The sequence below is a fragment of the Bacillus luti genome, from assembly GCF_009739945.1.
Taxonomy (GTDB): domain Bacteria; phylum Bacillota; class Bacilli; order Bacillales; family Bacillaceae_G; genus Bacillus_A; species Bacillus_A luti.
The window spans coordinates 4,855,001-4,875,750 of the sequence record NZ_CP040336.1; the positions used below are offsets into that span (position 1 = coordinate 4,855,001).

Annotated in this window: 15 protein-coding genes, 14 tRNA genes, 3 rRNA genes and 2 riboswitches (1 of these 34 cut by a window edge); of the genes, 4 read left to right on the plus strand and 28 right to left on the minus strand. The window is 41.3% G+C overall.

Features of this window, described 5'->3' with window-relative positions; genetic code table 11:
- The 5 genes from EUC40_RS24385 to groES form a co-directional block, all read right to left on the minus strand.
- A protein-coding gene (locus EUC40_RS24385) for a response regulator transcription factor (protein ID WP_156576808.1) crosses the window boundary here: on the minus strand, positions 1-508 show its 5' portion. 194 nt of this gene lie to the left of the window's left edge; only the first 508 of its 702 coding nucleotides appear in the window; the start codon lies at positions 506-508; its stop codon lies beyond the left edge, outside the window.
- 144 nt (positions 509-652) lie between these two features.
- A complete protein-coding gene (locus EUC40_RS24390) occupies positions 653-1,978 on the minus strand; it encodes an NCS2 family permease (protein WP_156576809.1) in 1,326 nt (441 codons plus the stop codon).
- 127 nt (positions 1,979-2,105) lie between these two features.
- Positions 2,106-2,207: riboswitch (purine riboswitch) on the minus strand.
- Between the two features lie 153 nt (positions 2,208-2,360).
- Positions 2,361-3,899 (minus strand): glutamine-hydrolyzing GMP synthase, encoded by a 1,539-nt coding sequence (guaA, locus tag EUC40_RS24395; RefSeq protein WP_131800843.1) that lies wholly within the window; start codon positions 3,897-3,899, stop codon positions 2,361-2,363.
- Positions 3,900-4,063: 164 nt separating this feature from the next.
- Positions 4,064-4,165: riboswitch (purine riboswitch) on the minus strand.
- Positions 4,166-4,305: 140 nt separating this feature from the next.
- Positions 4,306-5,943 (minus strand): chaperonin GroEL, encoded by a 1,638-nt coding sequence (gene groL, locus EUC40_RS24400; protein WP_071710570.1) that lies wholly within the window; start codon positions 5,941-5,943, stop codon positions 4,306-4,308.
- 38 nt (positions 5,944-5,981) lie between these two features.
- On the minus strand, positions 5,982-6,266 hold the full coding sequence (gene groES, locus EUC40_RS24405) for a co-chaperone GroES (RefSeq protein WP_000917307.1): 285 nt from the start codon (positions 6,264-6,266) through the stop codon (positions 5,982-5,984).
- Positions 6,267-6,666: 400 nt separating this feature from the next.
- On the opposite strand from groES, the gene EUC40_RS24410 reads away from it, so the two are divergent.
- Positions 6,667-7,416 carry a CPBP family intramembrane glutamic endopeptidase gene (locus EUC40_RS24410; protein ID WP_000745331.1) on the plus strand — a complete coding sequence of 250 codons (750 nt, stop codon included), beginning with the start codon at positions 6,667-6,669 and terminating at the stop codon, positions 7,414-7,416.
- Complete coding sequence (locus EUC40_RS24415; RefSeq protein ID WP_001246202.1) at positions 7,413-7,601, plus strand: YdiK family protein; 189 nt, start codon at positions 7,413-7,415, stop codon at positions 7,599-7,601. Before EUC40_RS24410 ends, EUC40_RS24415 begins: the two co-directional genes overlap by 4 nt.
- A gap of 29 nt (positions 7,602-7,630) precedes the next feature.
- Here EUC40_RS24415 and EUC40_RS24420 read toward each other — a convergent pair whose 3' ends face one another.
- A complete protein-coding gene (locus tag EUC40_RS24420; protein WP_000372704.1) occupies positions 7,631-8,260 on the minus strand; it encodes a redox-sensing transcriptional repressor Rex in 630 nt (209 codons plus the stop codon).
- 187 nt (positions 8,261-8,447) lie between these two features.
- Between EUC40_RS24420 and EUC40_RS24425 the strand changes: the two genes are divergently transcribed.
- The gene (locus tag EUC40_RS24425; protein WP_208814632.1) at positions 8,448-10,373 is read left to right on the plus strand and encodes an ABC-F family ATP-binding cassette domain-containing protein; all 1,926 of its coding nucleotides are present in this window, start codon (positions 8,448-8,450) and stop codon (positions 10,371-10,373) included.
- Positions 10,374-10,838: 465 nt separating this feature from the next.
- Here EUC40_RS24425 and tsaD read toward each other — a convergent pair whose 3' ends face one another.
- The 22 genes from tsaD to EUC40_RS24535 form a co-directional block, all read right to left on the minus strand.
- Positions 10,839-11,855 carry a tRNA (adenosine(37)-N6)-threonylcarbamoyltransferase complex transferase subunit TsaD gene (tsaD, locus tag EUC40_RS24430; RefSeq protein ID WP_071710568.1) on the minus strand — a complete coding sequence of 339 codons (1,017 nt, stop codon included), beginning with the start codon at positions 11,853-11,855 and terminating at the stop codon, positions 10,839-10,841.
- Positions 11,855-12,298 (minus strand): ribosomal protein S18-alanine N-acetyltransferase, encoded by a 444-nt coding sequence (rimI, locus tag EUC40_RS24435; protein WP_156576811.1) that lies wholly within the window; start codon positions 12,296-12,298, stop codon positions 11,855-11,857. The genes tsaD and rimI overlap by 1 nt, the downstream gene beginning before the upstream one ends.
- 13 nt (positions 12,299-12,311) lie before the next feature.
- Positions 12,312-13,004: a tRNA (adenosine(37)-N6)-threonylcarbamoyltransferase complex dimerization subunit type 1 TsaB gene (gene tsaB / locus EUC40_RS24440; protein WP_071710567.1), complete on the minus strand. Its 693-nt coding sequence runs from the start codon at positions 13,002-13,004 to the stop codon at positions 12,312-12,314.
- Positions 12,985-13,458: a tRNA (adenosine(37)-N6)-threonylcarbamoyltransferase complex ATPase subunit type 1 TsaE gene (gene tsaE / locus EUC40_RS24445; protein ID WP_156576812.1), complete on the minus strand. Its 474-nt coding sequence runs from the start codon at positions 13,456-13,458 to the stop codon at positions 12,985-12,987. The genes tsaB and tsaE overlap by 20 nt, the downstream gene beginning before the upstream one ends.
- 174 nt (positions 13,459-13,632) lie before the next feature.
- Positions 13,633-13,708: transfer RNA gene (locus EUC40_RS24450), tRNA-Asp, on the minus strand.
- 2 nt (positions 13,709-13,710) lie between these two features.
- Positions 13,711-13,787: transfer RNA gene (locus EUC40_RS24455), tRNA-Met, on the minus strand.
- A 12-nt stretch (positions 13,788-13,799) separates the two neighbouring features.
- Positions 13,800-13,915 (minus strand): 5S ribosomal RNA (gene rrf / locus EUC40_RS24460).
- A 50-nt stretch (positions 13,916-13,965) separates the two neighbouring features.
- A 23S ribosomal RNA gene (locus tag EUC40_RS24465) occupies positions 13,966-16,887 on the minus strand.
- 146 nt (positions 16,888-17,033) lie between these two features.
- A 16S ribosomal RNA gene (locus EUC40_RS24470) occupies positions 17,034-18,585 on the minus strand.
- Together the 16S, 23S and 5S rRNA genes with 14 tRNA genes alongside form the textbook arrangement of a ribosomal RNA operon.
- A 77-nt stretch (positions 18,586-18,662) precedes the next feature.
- A tRNA-Gly gene (locus tag EUC40_RS24475) sits at positions 18,663-18,733 on the minus strand.
- A 1-nt stretch (position 18,734) separates the two neighbouring features.
- Positions 18,735-18,811: transfer RNA gene (locus tag EUC40_RS24480), tRNA-Pro, on the minus strand.
- A gap of 4 nt (positions 18,812-18,815) precedes the next feature.
- Positions 18,816-18,892: transfer RNA gene (locus EUC40_RS24485), tRNA-Arg, on the minus strand.
- A gap of 98 nt (positions 18,893-18,990) precedes the next feature.
- Positions 18,991-19,073, minus strand: a tRNA-Leu gene (locus EUC40_RS24490).
- 16 nt (positions 19,074-19,089) lie between these two features.
- Positions 19,090-19,162, minus strand: a tRNA-Lys gene (locus EUC40_RS24495).
- 5 nt (positions 19,163-19,167) lie between these two features.
- Positions 19,168-19,242, minus strand: a tRNA-Gln gene (locus EUC40_RS24500).
- A gap of 87 nt (positions 19,243-19,329) precedes the next feature.
- Positions 19,330-19,405 (minus strand) — tRNA-Asp (locus EUC40_RS24505).
- Between the two features lie 2 nt (positions 19,406-19,407).
- A tRNA-Met gene (locus EUC40_RS24510) sits at positions 19,408-19,484 on the minus strand.
- Positions 19,485-19,508: 24 nt separating this feature from the next.
- Positions 19,509-19,584, minus strand: a tRNA-Val gene (locus tag EUC40_RS24515).
- 4 nt (positions 19,585-19,588) lie between these two features.
- Positions 19,589-19,663 (minus strand) — tRNA-Glu (locus tag EUC40_RS24520).
- A gap of 8 nt (positions 19,664-19,671) precedes the next feature.
- Positions 19,672-19,762: transfer RNA gene (locus EUC40_RS24525), tRNA-Ser, on the minus strand.
- A gap of 3 nt (positions 19,763-19,765) precedes the next feature.
- Positions 19,766-19,840, minus strand: a tRNA-Asn gene (locus tag EUC40_RS24530).
- A gap of 114 nt (positions 19,841-19,954) precedes the next feature.
- The gene (locus EUC40_RS24535; RefSeq protein WP_278248834.1) at positions 19,955-20,419 is read right to left on the minus strand and encodes a SprT family protein; all 465 of its coding nucleotides are present in this window, start codon (positions 20,417-20,419) and stop codon (positions 19,955-19,957) included.
- Between the two features lie 201 nt (positions 20,420-20,620).
- On the opposite strand from EUC40_RS24535, the gene cmpA reads away from it, so the two are divergent.
- Positions 20,621-20,734 (plus strand): cortex morphogenetic protein CmpA, encoded by a 114-nt coding sequence (gene cmpA, locus EUC40_RS24540; protein ID WP_001143641.1) that lies wholly within the window; start codon positions 20,621-20,623, stop codon positions 20,732-20,734.
- Positions 20,735-20,750: the final 16 nt, after the last annotated feature.

Genomic DNA, 20,750 nt, shown 5'->3' on the forward strand with positions numbered 1-20,750 from the left:
CTAGTAACTCTAAAATTGAAAATTCTCTCGGGGTCAATTTCACTTCTTCCCCATCCACAATAACTTTATGGGTTGAGATGTTTATTTTCATCTCTCCAATTTCTAACTCGTCCTCATTTTGAATAGCGAAACCATTCATTTTCATATAACGACGTAACTGGGATTTAATTCTTGCGATTAACTCTAACGGATTAAATGGTTTCGTTACGTAATCATCTGCACCTGTTGTTAATCCTAAAATTTTATCCATATCTTGCGTTTTTGCCGAAAGCATAATAATTGGCATTTCTTTCGATTCTCTTACTTTCATACACATATGAATACCATCTACTTTCGGCATCATAATATCTAATACGACTAAGTGCACTTCATTTTCTTCTAATAGACGTAACCCTTCTTCTCCGTCTCCTGCTTGCAATACTGTATATCCTTCATTCTTTAAATAGATTGTAATTAAATTTCGAATTTCTTTTTCATCATCTACGACTAGTATTGTTTCACGTGACACAATATCTCCCCCATCACTTTTTTAATCCCTAACTTCTATTATAGGAAAACTTCTGAAGAAAAACGTTCGGAAATCCTTAAGATTTTCTGAAGACGCAAAAAAGGTCTAGACTCCCCTTAAGTCTAGACCTTTCAAAAACCCCTTTTATTTACGAACGTAGATGAAATATAGTACGAATAAAACTCCCATAACATACATAACTGGATGAATCTCTTTACGACGACCACTCACAACCATTGTAATTGGATAGAAGATAAATCCGATTGCAATTCCTGTTGCGATACTATACGTAAGTGGCATTGAAATGATAGTAAAGAATGCTGGTACTGCAATCTCAAATTTCTTCCAATCAATCTCTCCTAAAGAAGAAACCATCAAAATCCCTACAATAATTAAAGCTGGCGCCGTTACTGCTGGTGTAACAACACTTAGTAATGGCGAGAAGAATAGTGCCAGTAAGAAGAATCCTGCTGTTACAACTGCTGTAAATCCAGAACGTCCTCCCGCTGCTACCCCTGCAGACGACTCAATGTAAGACGTTGTTGTTGATGTACCTAAGATCGCACCGATTACAGTTGCAATCGCATCCGCAAATAACGCTTTCCCTGCACGTGGTAATTTATTGTTCTTCATTAATCCTGCTTGATTCGCAACCGCCACAAGCGTACCTGCTGTATCAAAGAAATCAATAAAGAAGAACGTTATAATAACAATACCCATTTCAATAGTGAAAATGTCTCCGAAGTGAGTTAACGCCACCCCGAACGTTGGTTCTAGACTAGGAATTGCTCCCACTACAGCTTTCGGAGTATCAATTAATCCTGTTGCCACTCCTAAGATTGCTGTAAGAATCATACCGTAAAATACTGCACCGTTGATTTTCTTAATCATGAAGATAATTGTAGTAACAACTCCGAAAATCGCTAGTAACGTTGTGCCCTTTGTTAAATCCCCCAACCCAACAAGAACAGCATCATTTTTCACGATAATTCCGGCATTTTGGAATCCAAGGAAAGCAATGAATAATCCGATACCTGCCGCTACTGCAAACTTTAACTCCGATGGAATTGCATTAATGATTTTTTCACGAATACCTGAAGCTGTAAGAATGATAAAGATAATACCTGACATTAATGTTCCAGCAATCGCTGTTTGCCACGGAATACCCATCGTTAACACTGCTGTATAAGCAAAGAACGCGTTAATCCCCATACCTGGTGCTAAAGCAATTGGATACTTTGCGAAAATCCCCATAATTAACGAACCAATTGCTGCTGCTAATGCTGTAGCAACGAATACTGCGCCTGGATCCATTCCTGTACCTGCCGGTAACCCTTTAACATTACCAAGCGACAGCGTAGCAGGATTGACAAATAGTACGTAAGCCATAGATAGAAATGTCGTTAACCCTGCTATGAACTCTGTTTTATAATTTGTACCGAGTTCATCAAACTGAAAATAGCGTTTCATCTTACGTTTCCCCCGTTATATGATTACTCGCCGTATTTCCCCTAGCCCTCTTTTATCTATAAAAATAAAAAAGGCTTCCATTACATATACATGGAAGCGTTCTATAAATAAAGACAAGTTTCCCCTCATCTTTATACAAACGCCTCGTAGTCAAGCCATTTACGGTAGCTAGGTAGAAACTTTCGGGCCATATTCCCGATATTATACGACGGCATAATATTCACTTTTCGTTTGAATTACATACTCATATTAACTCGATGAAGTAGTTTTGTCAATTTAAAAACGAACATTTTTATAAAAATATATATTTTCGTTCGTATTAAGGTTGGAATTAAAAAATATCCATCTATGCATAAGCAATAGATGGATATTTTTCACAATACTATTCCCACTCAATCGTTGCTGGTGGCTTACTTGTTATATCATACACGATACGGTTAACGTGTTTTACTTCGTTTACGATACGTACAGAGATTTTCTCTAATACGTCCCAAGGGATACGTGCCCAGTCAGCTGTCATACCGTCGATAGATGTTACCGCGCGGATACCTACTGTGTAATCGTAAGTACGCTCGTCACCCATAACACCTACGCTACGCATACCAGGAAGCGCAGTGAAGTATTGCCAAACTTCGCGGTCTAAGCCCGCTTTAATAATTTCTTCACGTAAAATCGCATCAGATTCACGAACGATTTCTAATTTCTCTTCTGTGATTTCACCTAATACACGAATACCAAGACCAGGGCCTGGGAATGGTTGACGCCATACGATTTCATCAGGAATTCCTAGTTCAGATCCTAATACACGTACTTCATCTTTAAATAACGTGTTTAAAGGCTCAATTAATTTGAACTGCATGTCTTCTGGAAGTCCACCAACATTATGGTGAGATTTAATTGTTTGTGCAGTTGCTGTACCACTCTCAACGATGTCCGTGTAAAGTGTACCTTGTGCTAGGAAGTCCATTCCTTGTAATTTAGACGCTTCATCATCGAATACGTAAATAAATTCGTTACCGATGATTTTACGTTTTTGTTCTGGATCTTCTACACCTTTTAACTTGTTCATGAAGCGTTCTTGTGCATCCACTTTAATAACGTTCATGTGGAAGCCTTCGCTAAATGTTTTCATAACGCCTTCTGCTTCGCCTTTACGAAGTAAACCGTGATCAACGAAAATACATGTTAACTGGTCGCCGATTGCTTTATGAATTAATACCGCTACAACAGAAGAGTCTACACCGCCACTAAGTGCGCATAGTACTTTTTTGTCTCCAACAGTTTCACGGATTTTCTCTAATTCTACTTCGATAAAGTTCTCCATGTTCCATCCTTCAGAACAACCACATACGCCGAATACGAAGTTTTTAATTAAATCGTTACCATGCTCAGAGTGACGTACTTCTGGGTGGAATTGTACACCGTATAAGTTTTTCGCTTCATTGCTCATACCAGCAATTGGGCAAGACTCACTTGTTGCATCTACTACGAATCCTTCAGGTAAACCAGTTACTAAGTCGCCATGGCTCATCCATACAACTTGCTCTTCTGGAAGGTTCGCATATAATTTTGATTCGTTCTCTACTTTAAGAACAGCTTTTCCGTACTCACGGTGGTTTGCACGTTCTACTTTACCACCGAATTGTTGTGTCATAAGCTGCATACCGTAACAAATACCGAAAATCGGTAATCCTAGGTCAAAGATTTTTTCATCACAATGTAATGCACCTTCACCGTATACACTATTTGGTCCACCAGAGAAAATAATCCCTTTTGGATTCATTGCTTTAATTTCTTCTGCAGTAATTGTATGTGGATGAAGTTCACTGTATACACCGAACTCACGAATTCGACGTGCTATTAACTGATTGTACTGACTCCCAAAATCTAAAACGATAATTGTATCATGCTGCTTCTTCAAAATAATCACCCCAACGTTAGTTCTCGTATATAAATATTTTCACCAATTTGGCAAAAAGCATTACTAATATAATAAAAAAAGCCAGTCCTCCGCCTCTAGTCTCATAACAAAGAAAAGGCAGGGGTCTGGCTTTATAAAGAAAGATAGTCTCCGCTCTTTATAAATATAAGACACACTGCCTTCATAGTCAGGTTGTTTACGGTAACCCGGTAGAGACTCTCAAACCATATCATTGAGGATATATGAAGGATCGTTTTATATTATCTTCCTAGATTCTAACAATGAATTGTCGGTATGGTCAAGAGAGAAAGCGACAAAATTCTACAGAAATTAATTTCCTTCCCTCAAAAACATAAAAAAACATCCATTTCTATATAGAAATGGATGTTTTTTCGAGCAAACGGAATTACATCATTCCGCCCATACCGCCCATGCCCATGCCGCCCATGTCAGGCATTCCAGCAGCACCAGCTGGTTCTGGCTTGTCAGCTACTACAGCTTCAGTTGTTAAGAACATAGCTGCAACAGATGCTGCGTTTTGAAGTGCAGAGCGAGTTACTTTAGCTGGATCTACGATACCAGTTTCAAGCATGTTAACCCACTCGCCAGTAGCTGCGTTGAAACCAACGCCTACTTTTTCGCCTTTTAGACGCTCTACAACTACAGATCCTTCTAGACCAGCGTTGATTGCGATTTGACGAACTGGCTCTTCTAGTGCACGAAGTACGATGTTGATACCTGTTGCTTCGTCGCCTTCAGCTACGATAGAAGCTACTTTCGTGTATACGTTCATAAGTGAAGTACCACCACCTGCAACGATACCTTCTTCTACTGCTGCACGAGTTGAGTTAAGTGCATCTTCAATGCGAAGTTTGCGCTCTTTTAACTCAGTTTCAGTTGCTGCACCTACTTTAATTACTGCTACGCCACCTGCAAGTTTTGCAAGACGCTCTTGTAATTTTTCACGATCGAATTCAGAAGTTGTTTCTTCTAATTGCGCACGGATTTGACCGATGCGAGCTTCGATTTGTTGTGTATTTCCAATACCTTCAACTACAGTTGTGTTTTCTTTCGTTACAACGATTTTACCAGCGCGTCCTAAAGATTCAACTGTAGCAGATTTTAAGTCACGGCCTAATTCTTCAGTGATTACTTCGCCACCAGTTAAGATTGCGATATCTTCTAGCATTGCTTTACGACGGTCACCAAATCCAGGAGCTTTAACAGCTACTACATTGAATGTACCACGAAGTTTGTTCACTACTAATGTAGCTAAAGCTTCGCCTTCTACATCTTCAGCAATGATAAGAAGTGGTTTACCTTGTTGTACCACTTGCTCTAATACTGGTAAGATTTCTTGGATGTTAGAAATCTTTTTGTCAGTAATTAAGATGTATGGGTTATCAAGAACTGCTTCCATTTTGTCAGAATCAGTAATCATGTAAGGAGATGCATATCCACGGTCAAATTGCATACCTTCTACTACATCTAGCTCTGTTGTGAATCCTTTAGATTCTTCTAAAGTAATAACGCCGTCGTTACCAACGCGCTCCATTGCTTCAGCAATTAATTCACCTACTTCTTCGTCAGCAGCAGAAATAGCAGCTACTTGTGCGATTGAAGATTTACCTTCGATTGGTTTAGAAATCGTTTTTAATTCTTCAATTGCAGCAGTAACAGCTTTTTCGATCCCTTTACGAAGACCCATTGGATTAGCGCCAGCTGTTACGTTTTTAAGACCTTCACGAATCATAGCTTGTGCTAATACAGTTGCAGTTGTTGTTCCGTCACCAGCTACATCGTTTGTTTTGCTAGCAACTTCTGCTACTAATTTTGCACCCATGTTTTCGAATGCATCTTCTAATTCGATTTCTTTTGCGATCGTTACACCATCATTAGTAATAAGTGGTGAACCGAATTTTTTTTCAAGTACAACGTTACGACCTTTTGGTCCAAGCGTTACTTTTACTGCGTTTGCAAGAGTGTCGACACCGCGAAGCATCGAACGACGTGCTTCTTCACTAAATTTAATATCTTTTGCCATAATAATTGACCCCCTTGGATTGTTTAAGATTTATATAATTAACCGATAACCGCTAAAATGTCACTTTCACGTAAAATCAAGTACTCTTTACCTTCGTATTTCACTTCAGTACCTGCATATTTTGAGAAGATGATAAGATCACCTGCTGCTACCTCTAAAGCAACACGCTCACCATTTTCAAGCACTCGACCAGTACCTGCTGCAACAACTTTACCCTCTTGTGGTTTTTCCTTTGCAGTGTCTGGTAATACAATACCACTTGCTGTTTTTTCTTCTGCTTGAACAAGCTCAATTACAACGCGATCACCTAATGGCTTTAGCATGAACAATAACCTCCTCATTGTGTTATGTAAATTTTATTTATTAGCACTCAAGTCACCCGAGTGCTAACACACTTATAATAATAAATAATCTCAATTTCTTTTGCAAGTAAAAAAATCATAATTTTTTCGCAAATTACTATATATACTTTTCTATATAAAATCCTTCTTCTACTAGCTTTATCATATGAATCGTTGTTTCTACTCCTCGTATGTTACAATATGAAAGACACCCTAAGTTGTTTTCGCTATACACACAACTTTTTCCTGTCTTCTACTTTAATTTCCAATACAAATTTACAAAAAAATCATAATTCAAATGAAAGTTTATATCGTAGGTAGCATATTACATGTTATCCTGCCTTATCTCATACACTAGAGTTAGAAAGGATGGTTAAACCATTTGAAGAAACAATATTGGTGGATTATCGTTACATACATTTTAATGCAGTTATCATCAATTGCTGGATTACCACTTCTCCTAAAAACTGGACTTTATGATAACAGGGGATTTACTAGAGAGGAGAAATTCCAGCTCATAACTGGCCACTGGGCAATCATTAGCTTCTTTATTGCATTATGTATCGTACTTTGGTTACTTAGAACAGACATTCGCGACAGGCATTTAGATACGATGCGCTCTTCTGTTCCAGCTACAGTTGGATGGATTTTCATCGGGTTCTTCTTAGCCTTTTTCTCACAAAGTATCGCTGGTATGATTGAAATGTATTTACTAGGTATTAAACCTGGATCTGAAAATACAGCAAGGCTTATGGACATCGCAAGAACAACACCTTGGTTCCTTATTGTTGTATCTATTATAGGACCAATTTTAGAAGAAATCGTATTTAGAAAAATTTTATTTGGTACACTTTATAAGAAGTTTAACTTCTTTATTGCCGCTATCATTAGTTCTCTTGTATTTGCGGCGATTCATTTTGATTTTACTCACTTATTGGTATACACTGCTATGGGACTCGTATTCGCCTTTTTATATGTAAAAACGAAACGTATTATCGTTCCAATTGCAGCTCATGTTGCGATGAATACATTCGTCGCACTCGCTCAAATTGCAGTAAGCAATGAGCAAATTCAAGAAATGATTAAAGAAGCTGAAAAAATGCAAGGCTTTATCGGAGGATTTTTAGTATGAGAAACTCACCATTGTTCATGGCTGCATTGTACTTCCTTCTCGGATGTATCTTTACACGTTTCGCCATTACGAACGTAACAGATACAATCTGGAATATGTGGACAATACTATTTGCAGTTATGGCGACAATTGATTTTAATTTGGCGCTTCGCCTTATATTAGTTAAATTCACACAGAAGAAATAATAAAACGCAGAGGTCGCTTCCTCTGCGTTTTATTGTGGATAATTTTTCAAAAAGTAAACGAGTGTTTGTAACTCTACAGCTAAATCAATATGATGAATTCTTATATTCTCTGACACATTTAAGCGTGCTGGTGTAAAATTTAAAATACCGTGCACGTTTGTTTCTGCCAATCTATCTGCTACAGATTGCGCTACTGTAGCGGGTACTGTTAATATCGCCACTTGTATATCAGTTGATAAACGTTCTTCTAATTCATCTAAATGATATACAGGAATGCCTCCGATTTCTGTTCCAACTTTCTCTTCACTAACATCAAATGCCATTTCAATCTTTGTATTATTGTTTTTCGTGAAATTATAATGTAAGAAAGCGGTCCCTAAATTACCTACTCCAATAAGCGCTACACGTGTTATATCATCTTGATCGAGTGTTTCCCGGAAAAATGATAATAAATAATTTACATTATATCCATATCCTTTTTTCCCTAACGCTCCAAAATACGAGAAATCTCTTCGAATCGTTGCGGAATCAACCTTTACCGCTTCACTCAATTCGGCTGATGAAACACGTTGCTTACCAGAAAGAGATAAGTTTTGGATAAATCGATAGTATAGAGGCAATCGCTTAGCAGTGGCTTGTGGAATTTTCTGCTGATCCATATAACCTCTCCTCTCTTCCTATCTTGATTCATATACTTTAATCAAATACAGAAGTTTAGCACTCATTAAATTCCTTGTATAATAGAAAGAAGAAGTATTCTCTCTGTATTTTAAACTATACACTATTTTTAGTATGATTGAGAAATATAAACATGGCAAAGTTAAGAAATTATTTGAGGTGAAAACATTGATTTTATTACAAGTAAATGGACTTTCGAAATTATACGGTGCAGAAACGATTCTTGCAAACATAAAATTGGAAGTGCAAACGAAAGATCGTATCGCATTAGTCGGACGAAATGGAGCCGGGAAATCTACATTATTAAAAATAATTGCTGGGGAGTTATCTCATGATGGCGGTGAAATTATAAAACCGAAAGATGTCTCAATGGGATATTTAGCTCAAAATACCGGATTAGAAACGTCGTTAACAATTTGGGATGAAATGTTAACCGTCTTTACGCACTTGCAGCAAATGGAGACAAAACTTCGAAGGCTTGAGCAAGAGATGGGAAAAGAAGAAAACTTTTCAAACGCAGCTATATACGAAAAATTATTAGCTGATTATGATCAATTGCAATTAGACTATAAAGACAAAGGTGGTTATCAGTACGAAGCAGACATTCGCTCGATTTTAAGCGGTCTTGGCTTCCCAGTTGAAACACATCAGACGACAATCTCTACTTTAAGCGGTGGACAAAAAACACGATTAGCTCTCGGTAAACTATTATTAACGAAACCAGACTTACTTATTTTGGACGAGCCTACAAACCATTTAGACATCGAAACATTAACATGGCTTGAACAATATTTACAAGGCTATCCTGGCGCGATACTAATCGTTTCACATGACCGTTATTTCTTAGACAAACTCGTTACACAAGTATATGAAATTTCGAATAAAGAAAGCAGACGATTTGTTGGGAACTACAGTAAATATTTAGACTTAAAATCAGCTTTATACGAGCAAGAAATGAAGCGTTACGAAAAACAACAAGATGAAATCGCTAAGCTTGAAGACTTCGTCCAAAAGAATATAGCTCGTGCATCTACGACGAAGCGCGCACAAAGCCGCCGTAAACAATTGGATCGAATGGAATTATTAACAAGACCATTAGGTGATTCTAAGTCAGCATCATTCCACTTCGACATCGAAAAACAAAGTGGGAATGATGTTTTACAAGTAAAAGATGCAACTATTGGCTATGATGCAGATCCGATCATTGAACATGTAACTATGCGCTTAACACGCGGGGATAGCGTTGCTTTAGTTGGACCAAACGGAATTGGGAAATCCACATTGTTAAAGTCCATTGTGAATAAGTTACCATTATTAAATGGTGATGTTTCTTTCGGATCTAATGTATCTGTTGGTTATTACGATCAAGAACAAGCCAATTTGACATCTTCTAAGCGCGTGTTAAATGAACTATGGGATGAATATCCACTGCAACCTGAAAAAGAAATTCGCACAATACTAGGCAACTTTTTATTCACAGGGGATGATGTACTGAAGCCAGTATCTTCTCTTAGTGGTGGACAAAAGGCTCGATTAGCTCTCGCAAAACTTATGATGCAAAAATCCAATTTATTAATTCTCGATGAGCCGACAAACCATCTTGATTTAAATAGTAAAGAGATTTTGGAGAATGCTTTAATTGATTACCCTGGAACTCTTCTATTCGTTTCACATGACCGCTACTTTATTAATCGCGTAACAACAACTGTTGTTGAGTTATCAACAGAAGGTGCACAGGAGTATTTAGGGGATTACGATTACTACGTTGAAAAGAAAAATGAAATGATTGAACGTGCAGAGCTTGAACAGGAAGAAAATGACGTACCTGTTCAAAAGGTCGTTGCACAAGAAAAGTTAAATTATCTAGAAGAAAAAGAACGTAAAAAACTAGAGCGTCAACGCACTAGAAAAATTGAAGAACTGGAACAAAGTATCGTAGAATTTGAAGAAGAAATTGCTACGTTAGAAGATCAGCTTTGCTTACCAGAAATATATGCTGATTATGAAAAGGCTAGTGAAATTACAACTAAAAAACAAACACTACAAGAACAACTTGAAGCTTGTATGGCAGAATGGGAAGAACTACATTTATAAAAGCATTTCAATAAGAAGGGTGTCTCATAAGTCGAGATTTTTGACTATGCGACATCCTTTTTGTTTTCTAGCAGAAATCAACTTCATCGTACATAAACATTTTTTTGAATATGTCTATCGTAACTTGAACTATATCAACGATTCGACACCAAGTATCGATTTACCGACAAAGTTTGACATCCGTACCAATTCGCAAATTAAAAGAAGATTATCTCGAAATATCTTTTCAGATATTCACCATCATTTTATTTCCCGAAAAAGGATATATTCAAAGGTCAGACTTCATTCCGTTTATCCACAATGTTATACACATATCCACCTTTAATATATAAACATAGAAACAACTTTTCCACATTATCCACAACCCAAGAAAAAGTTATTAACATTTTATATACACAGTAAAAGCCACATTATCAACAGATAATATGGCTTTTATCCACAAGCTGTGGTTAATTTTGTGTATAACTATGCTTCAATATCTAATCCTGGATTTGCATTTAAAGCTAATGTCGCACGTTTTCCTTGTTCATATGCAATTGTACCTGCCGCTGCAATCATTGCTGCATTATCTGTGCATAAGAATAATGGCGGAATAATTAGCTCAATGTTTTCTTTTTGTGCAAATTCTGCTTCTAAACGTGCACGAAGCCCTTTATTTGCGGCCACTCCACCAGCAAGAAGCACTTGCTTTACGTTATATGCATCCGCTGCACGAGACGCTTTCGTTACTAGTACGTCAATTACACTCTCCTGAAAACTTGCTGCTAAATCTTCTGGTGCAATTTCTATACCGCGTTGTTTTGCGTTATGCACAGTGTTGATAACTGCTGATTTCAATCCACTAAAGCTGAAATCATATGAATCAGGTTCTAGCCATGCACGTGGTAAATCAATGGTTGGCTCTCCTTCATGTGCAAGACGATCAATATGAGGCCCCCCTGGATAAGGCATAGATAACGTACGAGCTACTTTATCATATGCTTCTCCTGCTGCATCATCTCGTGTTTCACCAATTACTTCAAATGAACCGTGTTCTTTCATATAAACAAGCTCTGTATGCCCACCAGATACAACAAGTGATAGTAGAGGGAATTGAACTTCTTTTACTAAACGATTCGCATAAATATGGCCAGCTATATGATGGACACCAACTAGAGGAATATCATGCGCAAAGGCCACCGCCTTCGCTGCATTTACTCCAATTAGAAGTGCTCCAACTAAACCAGGCCCTTCAGTTACAGCAATTGCATCAATATCATCAAATGTGATATTTGCTTCTTTTAAAGCTTCTTCTAATACAACTGTAATTTCTTCTACATGATGACGAGATGCAATCTCTGGTACAACCCCGCCAAAACGTTTATGACTTTCAATTTGTGATGCAACGACATTCGCAATAATTTCCGTTCCATTTTTAACAACCGCTACTGCTGTTTCATCACAACTTGTTTCAATACCAAGTATAATCGTATTTTTTTCCATTATATATTCACCCACATTACGAGACCATCTTCCTGATTGTCTGCATAGTATCGTTTACGAATTCCACCATTTTGAAATCCGTATTTTCTGTATAACTGTTTTGCTACTTCATTTGATACACGTACTTCAAGTGTCATCGTTTTTACCCCTAGATCTTTCGCTTCAGAAATAACTTCTTTCAATAAAGCATCCCCTAGCTTTTGACCTCTGTATTCTGGCAAAATAGCTATGTTTGTTATATGTGATTCATCAATAATTATCCACAATCCACAATAACCAATTACACGACCATCTTTTTCTAACACAACATAATGTGCATGTTCATTCATCGTTAACTCACGGCGAAAGGCATCTGCAGTCCAAGGAGTTGCAAAAGATGCTTCTTCAATAGCTACAATTTGAGCGATATCATCGAGTTTCATCTTTCTAAGTATCATATCCATCCTCTGCAGGCTCCTACTTATTTTGACTTTCTAACCACTTTGTTTCAGCTTCAGCTAAACGAAGATAACTAGGAACAAATGAATGTACATCTTGTTCTTCTTTTTGTAATCCTAAGAACGCTAGCTCACTCGGTCTTGGGTTATTTTTAGTGAAAGGAGCAAATACAGCTTGATCACCTAAATGTTCTATGATGGTTTCTTTATGCAACTTAACATCATTACCAATAAATAAAACACGCTTTCCTGTATCTTTTAACATTTGCAACCAGTCTACAATAAGGATGATTCGGTCTTCTTCTATAGAAGTCAAATTCTCTCCTTCATATGTATATAAACCCGTATAAATTTGTCCACGTCTTCCATCGAATAAAGGACAGATTAACCCATTAAAATTGGCTCCATTTGCAGCGACTACTTCTAAGCTTGATACACCTACAATTGGTATTTGAAGAGACCACGCTAATGTTTTTGCGGCTGTGACCCCTATGCGAACACCTGTATATGAACCAGGTCCGGCGGCTACAACAATTTTAGTTAATTCTTTCGGTTTTACACCACATTCTTTTAATAGTTGCTCCACAGCTGGCATAAGACGTACAGAATGGTTTTTTGTTAAATTTGTAATGATTTCCCCAATCACGTTTCCTTCCTCAATAAGGGATACACCCATTACGTAATTTGAAGTATCAATTGCTAGTACTTTCATCTTGTAATAGCTCCTCACATAATCTAATATAGCGATCTCCAATTGGCTCGAGTACAATTTTTCTCGTGTCATCTCCAGCATGGAATAAACTAATTTGTAACTTTTCATTTGGTAAATATGCTTCTATTAAATGAGCCCATTCTACTACTGTGATTCCTTCACCATAGAAATACTCATCAAAACCTAAGTCCTCTTCACTTTCCGCTAAACGATACACGTCCATATGATATAACGGTAATCTTCCTCTATATTCTTTAATAATATTAAAGGTAGGACTATTTACAACTCTTTTCACTCCAAGACCTTTTGCTAACCCTTTTGTAAAGGTCGTCTTGCCAGCTCCAAGATCTCCTTCTAAAATAATTACATCTTGTGCCTTTACAAGTTCACCTAATCTTTCTGATAATCTTTGTGTTTCCTCAGAAGATTTTGTTTTTACTTCATATTTACTCACAGACTTCACCTACTTTATTCACAATGTTCTCTGCTCTTTATTATACAGGTTTTAAATATATAAAAAAGTCCTTAGGAGTAGTCCTAAGGATAGTTTGACTGTCTTTATTAGTTTTTTGTTAAAACAAATAAAAAAATACGAAACAACTTGTTTCGTTCTTTTCTTTATATAAAATGGCGGTCCCGACCGGGGTCGAACCGGCGATCTCCTGCGTGACAGGCAGGCATGTTAACCACTACACCACGGGACCATTGGTTGCGGGGACAGGATTTGAACCTGCGACCTTCGGGTTATGAGCCCGACGAGCTACCGTGCTGCTCCACCCCGCGATGATATAAATAGCTTGGCGACGTCCTACTCTCACAGGGACAAGGTCCCAACTACCATCGGCGCTAGAGAGCTTAACTTCCGTGTTCGGTATGGGAACGGGTGTGACCTCTCTGCCATCATCACCAAACTATTGAAGGCATATTCCTTCAAAACTAGATAACATTTGCTACATATTATATGGTTAAGTCCTCGATCTATTAGTATTCGTCAGCTCCACATGTCACCATGCTTCCACCTCGAACCTATCAACCTGATCATCTTTCAGGGATCTTACTAGCTTACGCTATGGGAAATCTCATCTTGAGGGGGGCTTCATGCTTAGATGCTTTCAGCACTTATCCCTTCCGCACATAGCTACCCAGCTATGCCCTTGGCAGAACAACTGGTACACCAGCGGTGCGTCCATCCCGGTCCTCTCGTACTAAGGACAGCTCCTCTCAAATTTCCTACGCCCACGACGGATAGGGACCGAACTGTCTCACGACGTTCTGAACCCAGCTCGCGTACCGCTTTAATGGGCGAACAGCCCAACCCTTGGGACCGACTACAGCCCCAGGATGCGATGAGCCGACATCGAGGTGCCAAACCTCCCCGTCGATGTGGACTCTTGGGGGAGATAAGCCTGTTATCCCCGGGGTAGCTTTTATCCGTTGAGCGATGGCCCTTCCATGCGGAACCACCGGATCACTAAGCCCGACTTTCGTCCCTGCTCGACTTGTAGGTCTCGCAGTCAAGCTCCCTTATGCCTTTGCACTCTACGAATGATTTCCAACCATTCTGAGGGAACCTTTGGGCGCCTCCGTTACACTTTAGGAGGCGACCGCCCCAGTCAAACTGCCCACCTGACACTGTCTCCCGGGTCGATAAGACCCGTAGGTTAGAATTTCAATACAGTCAGGGCGGTATCCCACCAGCGCCTCCACCGAAGCTAGCGCTCCGGTTTCAATGGCTCCCGCCTATCCTGTACAAACTGTACCAAAATTCAATATCAGGCTACAGTAAAGCTCCACGGGGTCTTTCCGTCCTGTCGCGGGTAACCTGCATCTTCACAGGTACTATAATTTCACCGAGTCTCTGGTTGAGACAGTGCCCAAATCGTTACACCTTTCGTGCGGGTCGGAACTTACCCGACAAGGAATTTCGCTACCTTAGGACCGTTATAGTTACGGCCGCCGTTTACTGGGGCTTCAGTTCAGAGCTTCGCTTACGCTAACCCCTCTCCTTAACCTTCCAGCACCGGGCAGGTGTCACCCCCTATACTTCGCCTTACGGCTTCGCAGAGAGCTGTGTTTTTGCTAAACAGTCGCTTGGGCCTATTCACTGCGGCTTTCCGTTAAGAAAGCACCCCTTCTCCCGAAGTTACGGGGTCATTTTGCCGAGTTCCTTAACCAGAGTTCTCTCGCACACCTTAGGATTCTCTCCTCGCCTACCTGTGTCGGTTTGCGGTACAGGCACCTTTTATCTCGCTAGAAGCTTTTCTTGGCAGCGGGGAATCAAAGACTTCGCTCCATGAGGAGCTTCCCCATCACAGCTCAGCCTTCACGATAAGCGGATTTGCCTACTTATCAGCCTAACTGCTTGGACGTGCACAACCAATCGCACGCTTCTTCTATCCTTCTGCGTCCCTCCATTGCTCAAACGATAAAGAGGTGGTACAGGAATATCAACCTGTTGTCCATCGCCTACGCCTGTCGGCCTCGGCTTAGGTCCTGACTAACCCTGAGCGGACGAGCCTTCCTCAGGAAACCTTAGGCATTCGGTGGACGGGATTCTCACCCGTCTTTCGCTACTCATACCGGCATTCTCACTTCTAAGCACTCCACCAGTCCTTACGGTCTGACTTCACTGTCCTTAGAACGCTCCCCTACCACTGATACCATTGGTATCAATCCGCAGCTTCGGTGGTGTATTTAGCCCCGGTACATTTTCGGCGCAGAGTCACTCGACTAGTGAGCTATTACGCACTCTTTAAATGGTGGCTGCTTCTAAGCCAACATCCTAGTTGTCTAAGCAACTCCACATCCTTTTCCACTTAATACACACTTTGGGACCTTAGCTGGCGGTCTGGGCTGTTTCCCTTTTGACTACGGATCTTATCACTCGCAGTCTGACTCCTAAGTATAAGTCGTTGGCATTCGGAGTTTGACTGAATTCGGTAATCCGATGAGGACCCCTAGTCCAATCAGTGCTCTACCTCCAAGACTCTTAAACTTAAGGCTAGCCCTAAAGCTATTTCGGGGAGAACCAGCTATCTCCAGGTTCGATTGGAATTTCTCCGCTACCCACACCTCATCCCCGCACTTTTCAACGTGCGTGGGTTCGGGCCTCCATTCAGTGTTACCTGAACTTCACCCTGGACATGGGTAGATCACCTGGTTTCGGGTCTACGACCACGTACTAAACGCCCTATTCAGACTCGCTTTCGCTGCGGCTCCGCCTCTTCAGCTTAACCTTGCACGGGATCGTAACTCGCCGGTTCATTCTACAAAAGGCACGCCATCACCCATTAACGGGCTCTGACTATTTGTAGGCACACGGTTTCAGGATCTCTTTCACTCCCCTTCCGGGGTGCTTTTCACCTTTCCCTCACGGTACTGGTTCACTATCGATCACTAGGGAGTATTTAGCCTTGGGAGATGGTCCTCCCAGATTCCGACGGAATTTCACGTGTTCCGCCGTACTCAGGATACATTCAAGAGAGAATGAAGTTTCGACTACGGGGTTGTTACCCTCTACGACGGACCTTTCCAGGTCGCTTCGTCTACCTCATTCCTTTGTAACTCCGTATAGAATGTCCTACAACCCCAAGAGGCAAGCCTCTTGGTTTGGGCTATGTTCCGTTTCGCTCGCCGCTACTCAGGAAATCGCATTTGCTTTCTCTTCCTCCAGGTACTTAGATGTTTCAGTTCCCTGGGTCTGTCTTCCTTACCCTATGTATTCAGATAAGGATACCATACCATTACGTATGGTGGGTTTCCCCATTCGGAAATCTTCGGATCAAAGCTTACTTACAGCTCCCCGAAGCATATCGGCGTTAGTCCCGTCCTTCATCGACTCCTAGTGTCAAGGCATCCACCGTGCGCCCTTTCTAACTTAACCAAACTAAAAATTAAAAAATATGAGCTACACTGTTATCTAGTTTTCAAAGAACATACATTTATATATGAGAGATAGTTCTCTCAAAACTGAACAAAACGAAACACGGAAACTTATATTGATGAACAGCGTTCATCAATTCTCCATAGAAAGGAGGTGATCCAGCCGCACCTTCCGATACGGCTACCTTGTTACGACTTCACCCCAATCATCTGTCCCACCTTAGGCGGCTGGCTCCAAAAAGGTTACCCCACCGACTTCGGGTGTTACAAACTCTCGTGGTGTGACGGGCGGTGTGTACAAGGCCCGGGAACGTATTCACCGCGGCATGCTGATCCGCGATTACTAGCGATTCCAGCTTCATGTAGGCGAGTTGCAGCCTACAATCCGAACTGAGAACGGTTTTATGAGATTAGCTCCACCTCGCGGTCTTGCAGCTCTTTGTACCGTCCATTGTAGCACGTGTGTAGCCCAGGTCATAAGGGGCATGATGATTTGACGTCATCCCCACCTTCCTCCGGTTTGTCACCGGCAGTCACCTTAGAGTGCCCAACTTAATGATGGCAACTAAGATCAAGGGTTGCGCTCGTTGCGGGACTTAACCCAACATCTCACGACACGAGCTGACGACAACCATGCACCACCTGTCACTCTGCTCCCGAAGGAGAAGCCCTATCTCTAGGGTTTTCAGAGGATGTCAAGACCTGGTAAGGTTCTTCGCGTTGCTTCGAATTAAACCACATGCTCCACCGCTTGTGCGGGCCCCCGTCAATTCCTTTGAGTTTCAGCCTTGCGGCCGTACTCCCCAGGCGGAGTGCTTAATGCGTTAACTTCAGCACTAAAGGGCGGAAACCCTCTAACACTTAGCACTCATCGTTTACGGCGTGGACTACCAGGGTATCTAATCCTGTTTGCTCCCCACGCTTTCGCGCCTCAGTGTCAGTTACAGACCAGAAAGTCGCCTTCGCCACTGGTGTTCCTCCATATCTCTACGCATTTCACCGCTACACATGGAATTCCACTTTCCTCTTCTGCACTCAAGTCTCCCAGTTTCCAATGACCCTCCACGGTTGAGCCGTGGGCTTTCACATCAGACTTAAGAAACCACCTGCGCGCGCTTTACGCCCAATAATTCCGGATAACGCTTGCCACCTACGTATTACCGCGGCTGCTGGCACGTAGTTAGCCGTGGCTTTCTGGTTAGGTACCGTCAAGGTGCCAGCTTATTCAACTAGCACTTGTTCTTCCCTAACAACAGAGTTTTACGACCCGAAAGCCTTCATCACTCACGCGGCGTTGCTCCGTCAGACTTTCGTCCATTGCGGAAGATTCCCTACTGCTGCCTCCCGTAGGAGTCTGGGCCGTGTCTCAGTCCCAGTGTGGCCGATCACCCTCTCAGGTCGGCTACGCATCGTTGCCTTGGTGAGCCGTTACCTCACCAACTAGCTAATGCGACGCGGGTCCATCCATAAGTGACAGCCGAAGCCGCCTTTCAATTTCGAACCATGCAGTTCAAAATGTTATCCGGTATTAGCCCCGGTTTCCCGGAGTTATCCCAGTCTTATGGGCAGGTTACCCACGTGTTACTCACCCGTCCGCCGCTAACTTCATAAGAGCAAGCTCTTAATCCATTCGCTCGACTTGCATGTATTAGGCACGCCGCCAGCGTTCATCCTGAGCCAGGATCAAACTCTCCAATAAAGTTAGTTTGTCTAGCATCTAAAAATAAAAATTGACGTTTCACGTTGTTTGTTTCGTTCAGTTTTCAAAGAACTAAAAGCGGGTGAAGAGAATCGAACTCTCGACCAGAGCTTGGAAGGCTCTTGTTTTACCACTAAACTACACCCGCGTGGTCGGGAAGACAGGATTTGAACCTGCGACCCCCTGGTCCCAAACCAGGTGCTCTACCAAGCTGAGCCACTTCCCGTAATTGGCGCGCCCGAGAGGAGTCGAACCCCTAACCTCTTGATCCGTAGTCAAACGCTCTATCCAATTGAGCTACGGGCGCTTATTCATGATGTTTTTTCGTCGTTGTATTTTGGCGACTCAATTATCTTATCATACTACATTTTTAAATGCAAGTACTTTTTTAAAAAGATTTTTTGATGCGGCCGAGAGGACTTGAACCTCCACGGGGTTTCCCCCACTAGGCCCTCAACCTAGCGCGTCTGCCGTTCCGCCACGACCGCGCGGAAAAAACAAAAGTGAGCCATGAAGGACTCGAACCTTCGACCCTCTGATTAAAAGTCAGATGCTCTACCAACTGAGCTAATGGCTCGTAAATGGCTGGGCTAGCTGGATTCGAACCAGCGCATGACGGAGTCAAAGTCCGTTGCCTTACCGCTTGGCTATAGCCCATCGAAATAATTATCTTCTTTTCAAAGACAAATGTTATTGTACCATAATGACCAATAAAAAACAACTGCCAATTAGCAGAAGTTAAAATGGCGGTCCCGACCGGGGTCGAACCGGCGATCTCCTGCGTGACAGGCAGGCATGTTAACCACTACACCACGGGACCATTGGTTGCGGGGACAGGATTTGAACCTGCGACCTTCGGGTTATGAGCCCGACGAGCTACCGTGCTGCTCCACCCCGCGATGATATCACTTATATATTTTATATGGTGGAGGATGACGGGATCGAACCGCCGACCCCCTGCTTGTAAGGCAGGTGCTCTCCCAGCTGAGCTAATCCTCCGAAGTGGTGACCCGTACGGGATTCGAACCCGTGTTACCGCCGTGAAAGGGCGGTGTCTTAACCACTTGACCAACGGGCCAATATGAATGGCAGAGAAGAAGGGATTCGAACCCTCGCACCGCGTTAGCGATCTACTCCCTTAGCAGGGGAGCCCCTTGAGCCACTTGGGTACTTCTCTGTATGGCTCCGCAGGTAGGACTCGAACCTACGACCGATCGGTTAACAGCCGATAGCTCTACCACTGAGCTACTGCGGAATAATAAAGACAATTTGTATCTTATAAAACTTATCATCGTAAGTCAAGAAGTTTTTTCACAACATCTTGTACAAACGTGACATGTTTATAATATACTGGATTGCGTTTTCACTGTCAAGATGTTTTCTTTATCAGAATTAGTTTCCCTTTACATTTTCCACAGACATATCTTTTTGTATTTATTTGACGTCTCCTTACATATTGAAATGAGCACTCCACACATTCATACACATAAACCTTCTGTTCCTTCTCTTCATTAATCATTCGTTTACAAAAACGTGGTGCACCGACTTCTTTTAACAATTCACGAAAATCTCTATCCCGGTGCTTATACCCTCTTCCTGCAATATGTAAGTGATAATGACAAAGTTCATGTTTAACAATCCCGACTAACTCTTCTTTACCATACATTTTATAATATTGATAATTCAGTTCGATATTGTGGCTCTTCAACAGATAACGCCCACCAGTTGTACGTAATCTATTATTAAACATCGCTTTATGTAAGAACGGCATACCAAAGTATCTTAACGACACTTCCTCTACTAGCTGTTGGATTTCTCGCTCATCCATTCTCATTCCTCCTAAACAAAAAAATATTTTTACACTTTTCTCCCTTCTTATACATATATTAAATAGTACATATACCCATCCTCATTCAAGAAGCGTGGTTTCTAACAATACAATATGAATAGAAATCCACTCACCAACCTCTCATCAATAGTACCTTAGCGAAAAGGGAAGATTTTTGAGAGTAGGATTAAACAAGGAGGGATTCCTATGCCCACATGGCTAAAAAAACAGATGCAACGTGCATATTTCGAAAAAAACCGGTATCAAATTAAATTACTAAATGAATGCTGGTTTTATTATAGCAAAATCCATCAAAGCTAATAATCCATTATACTTC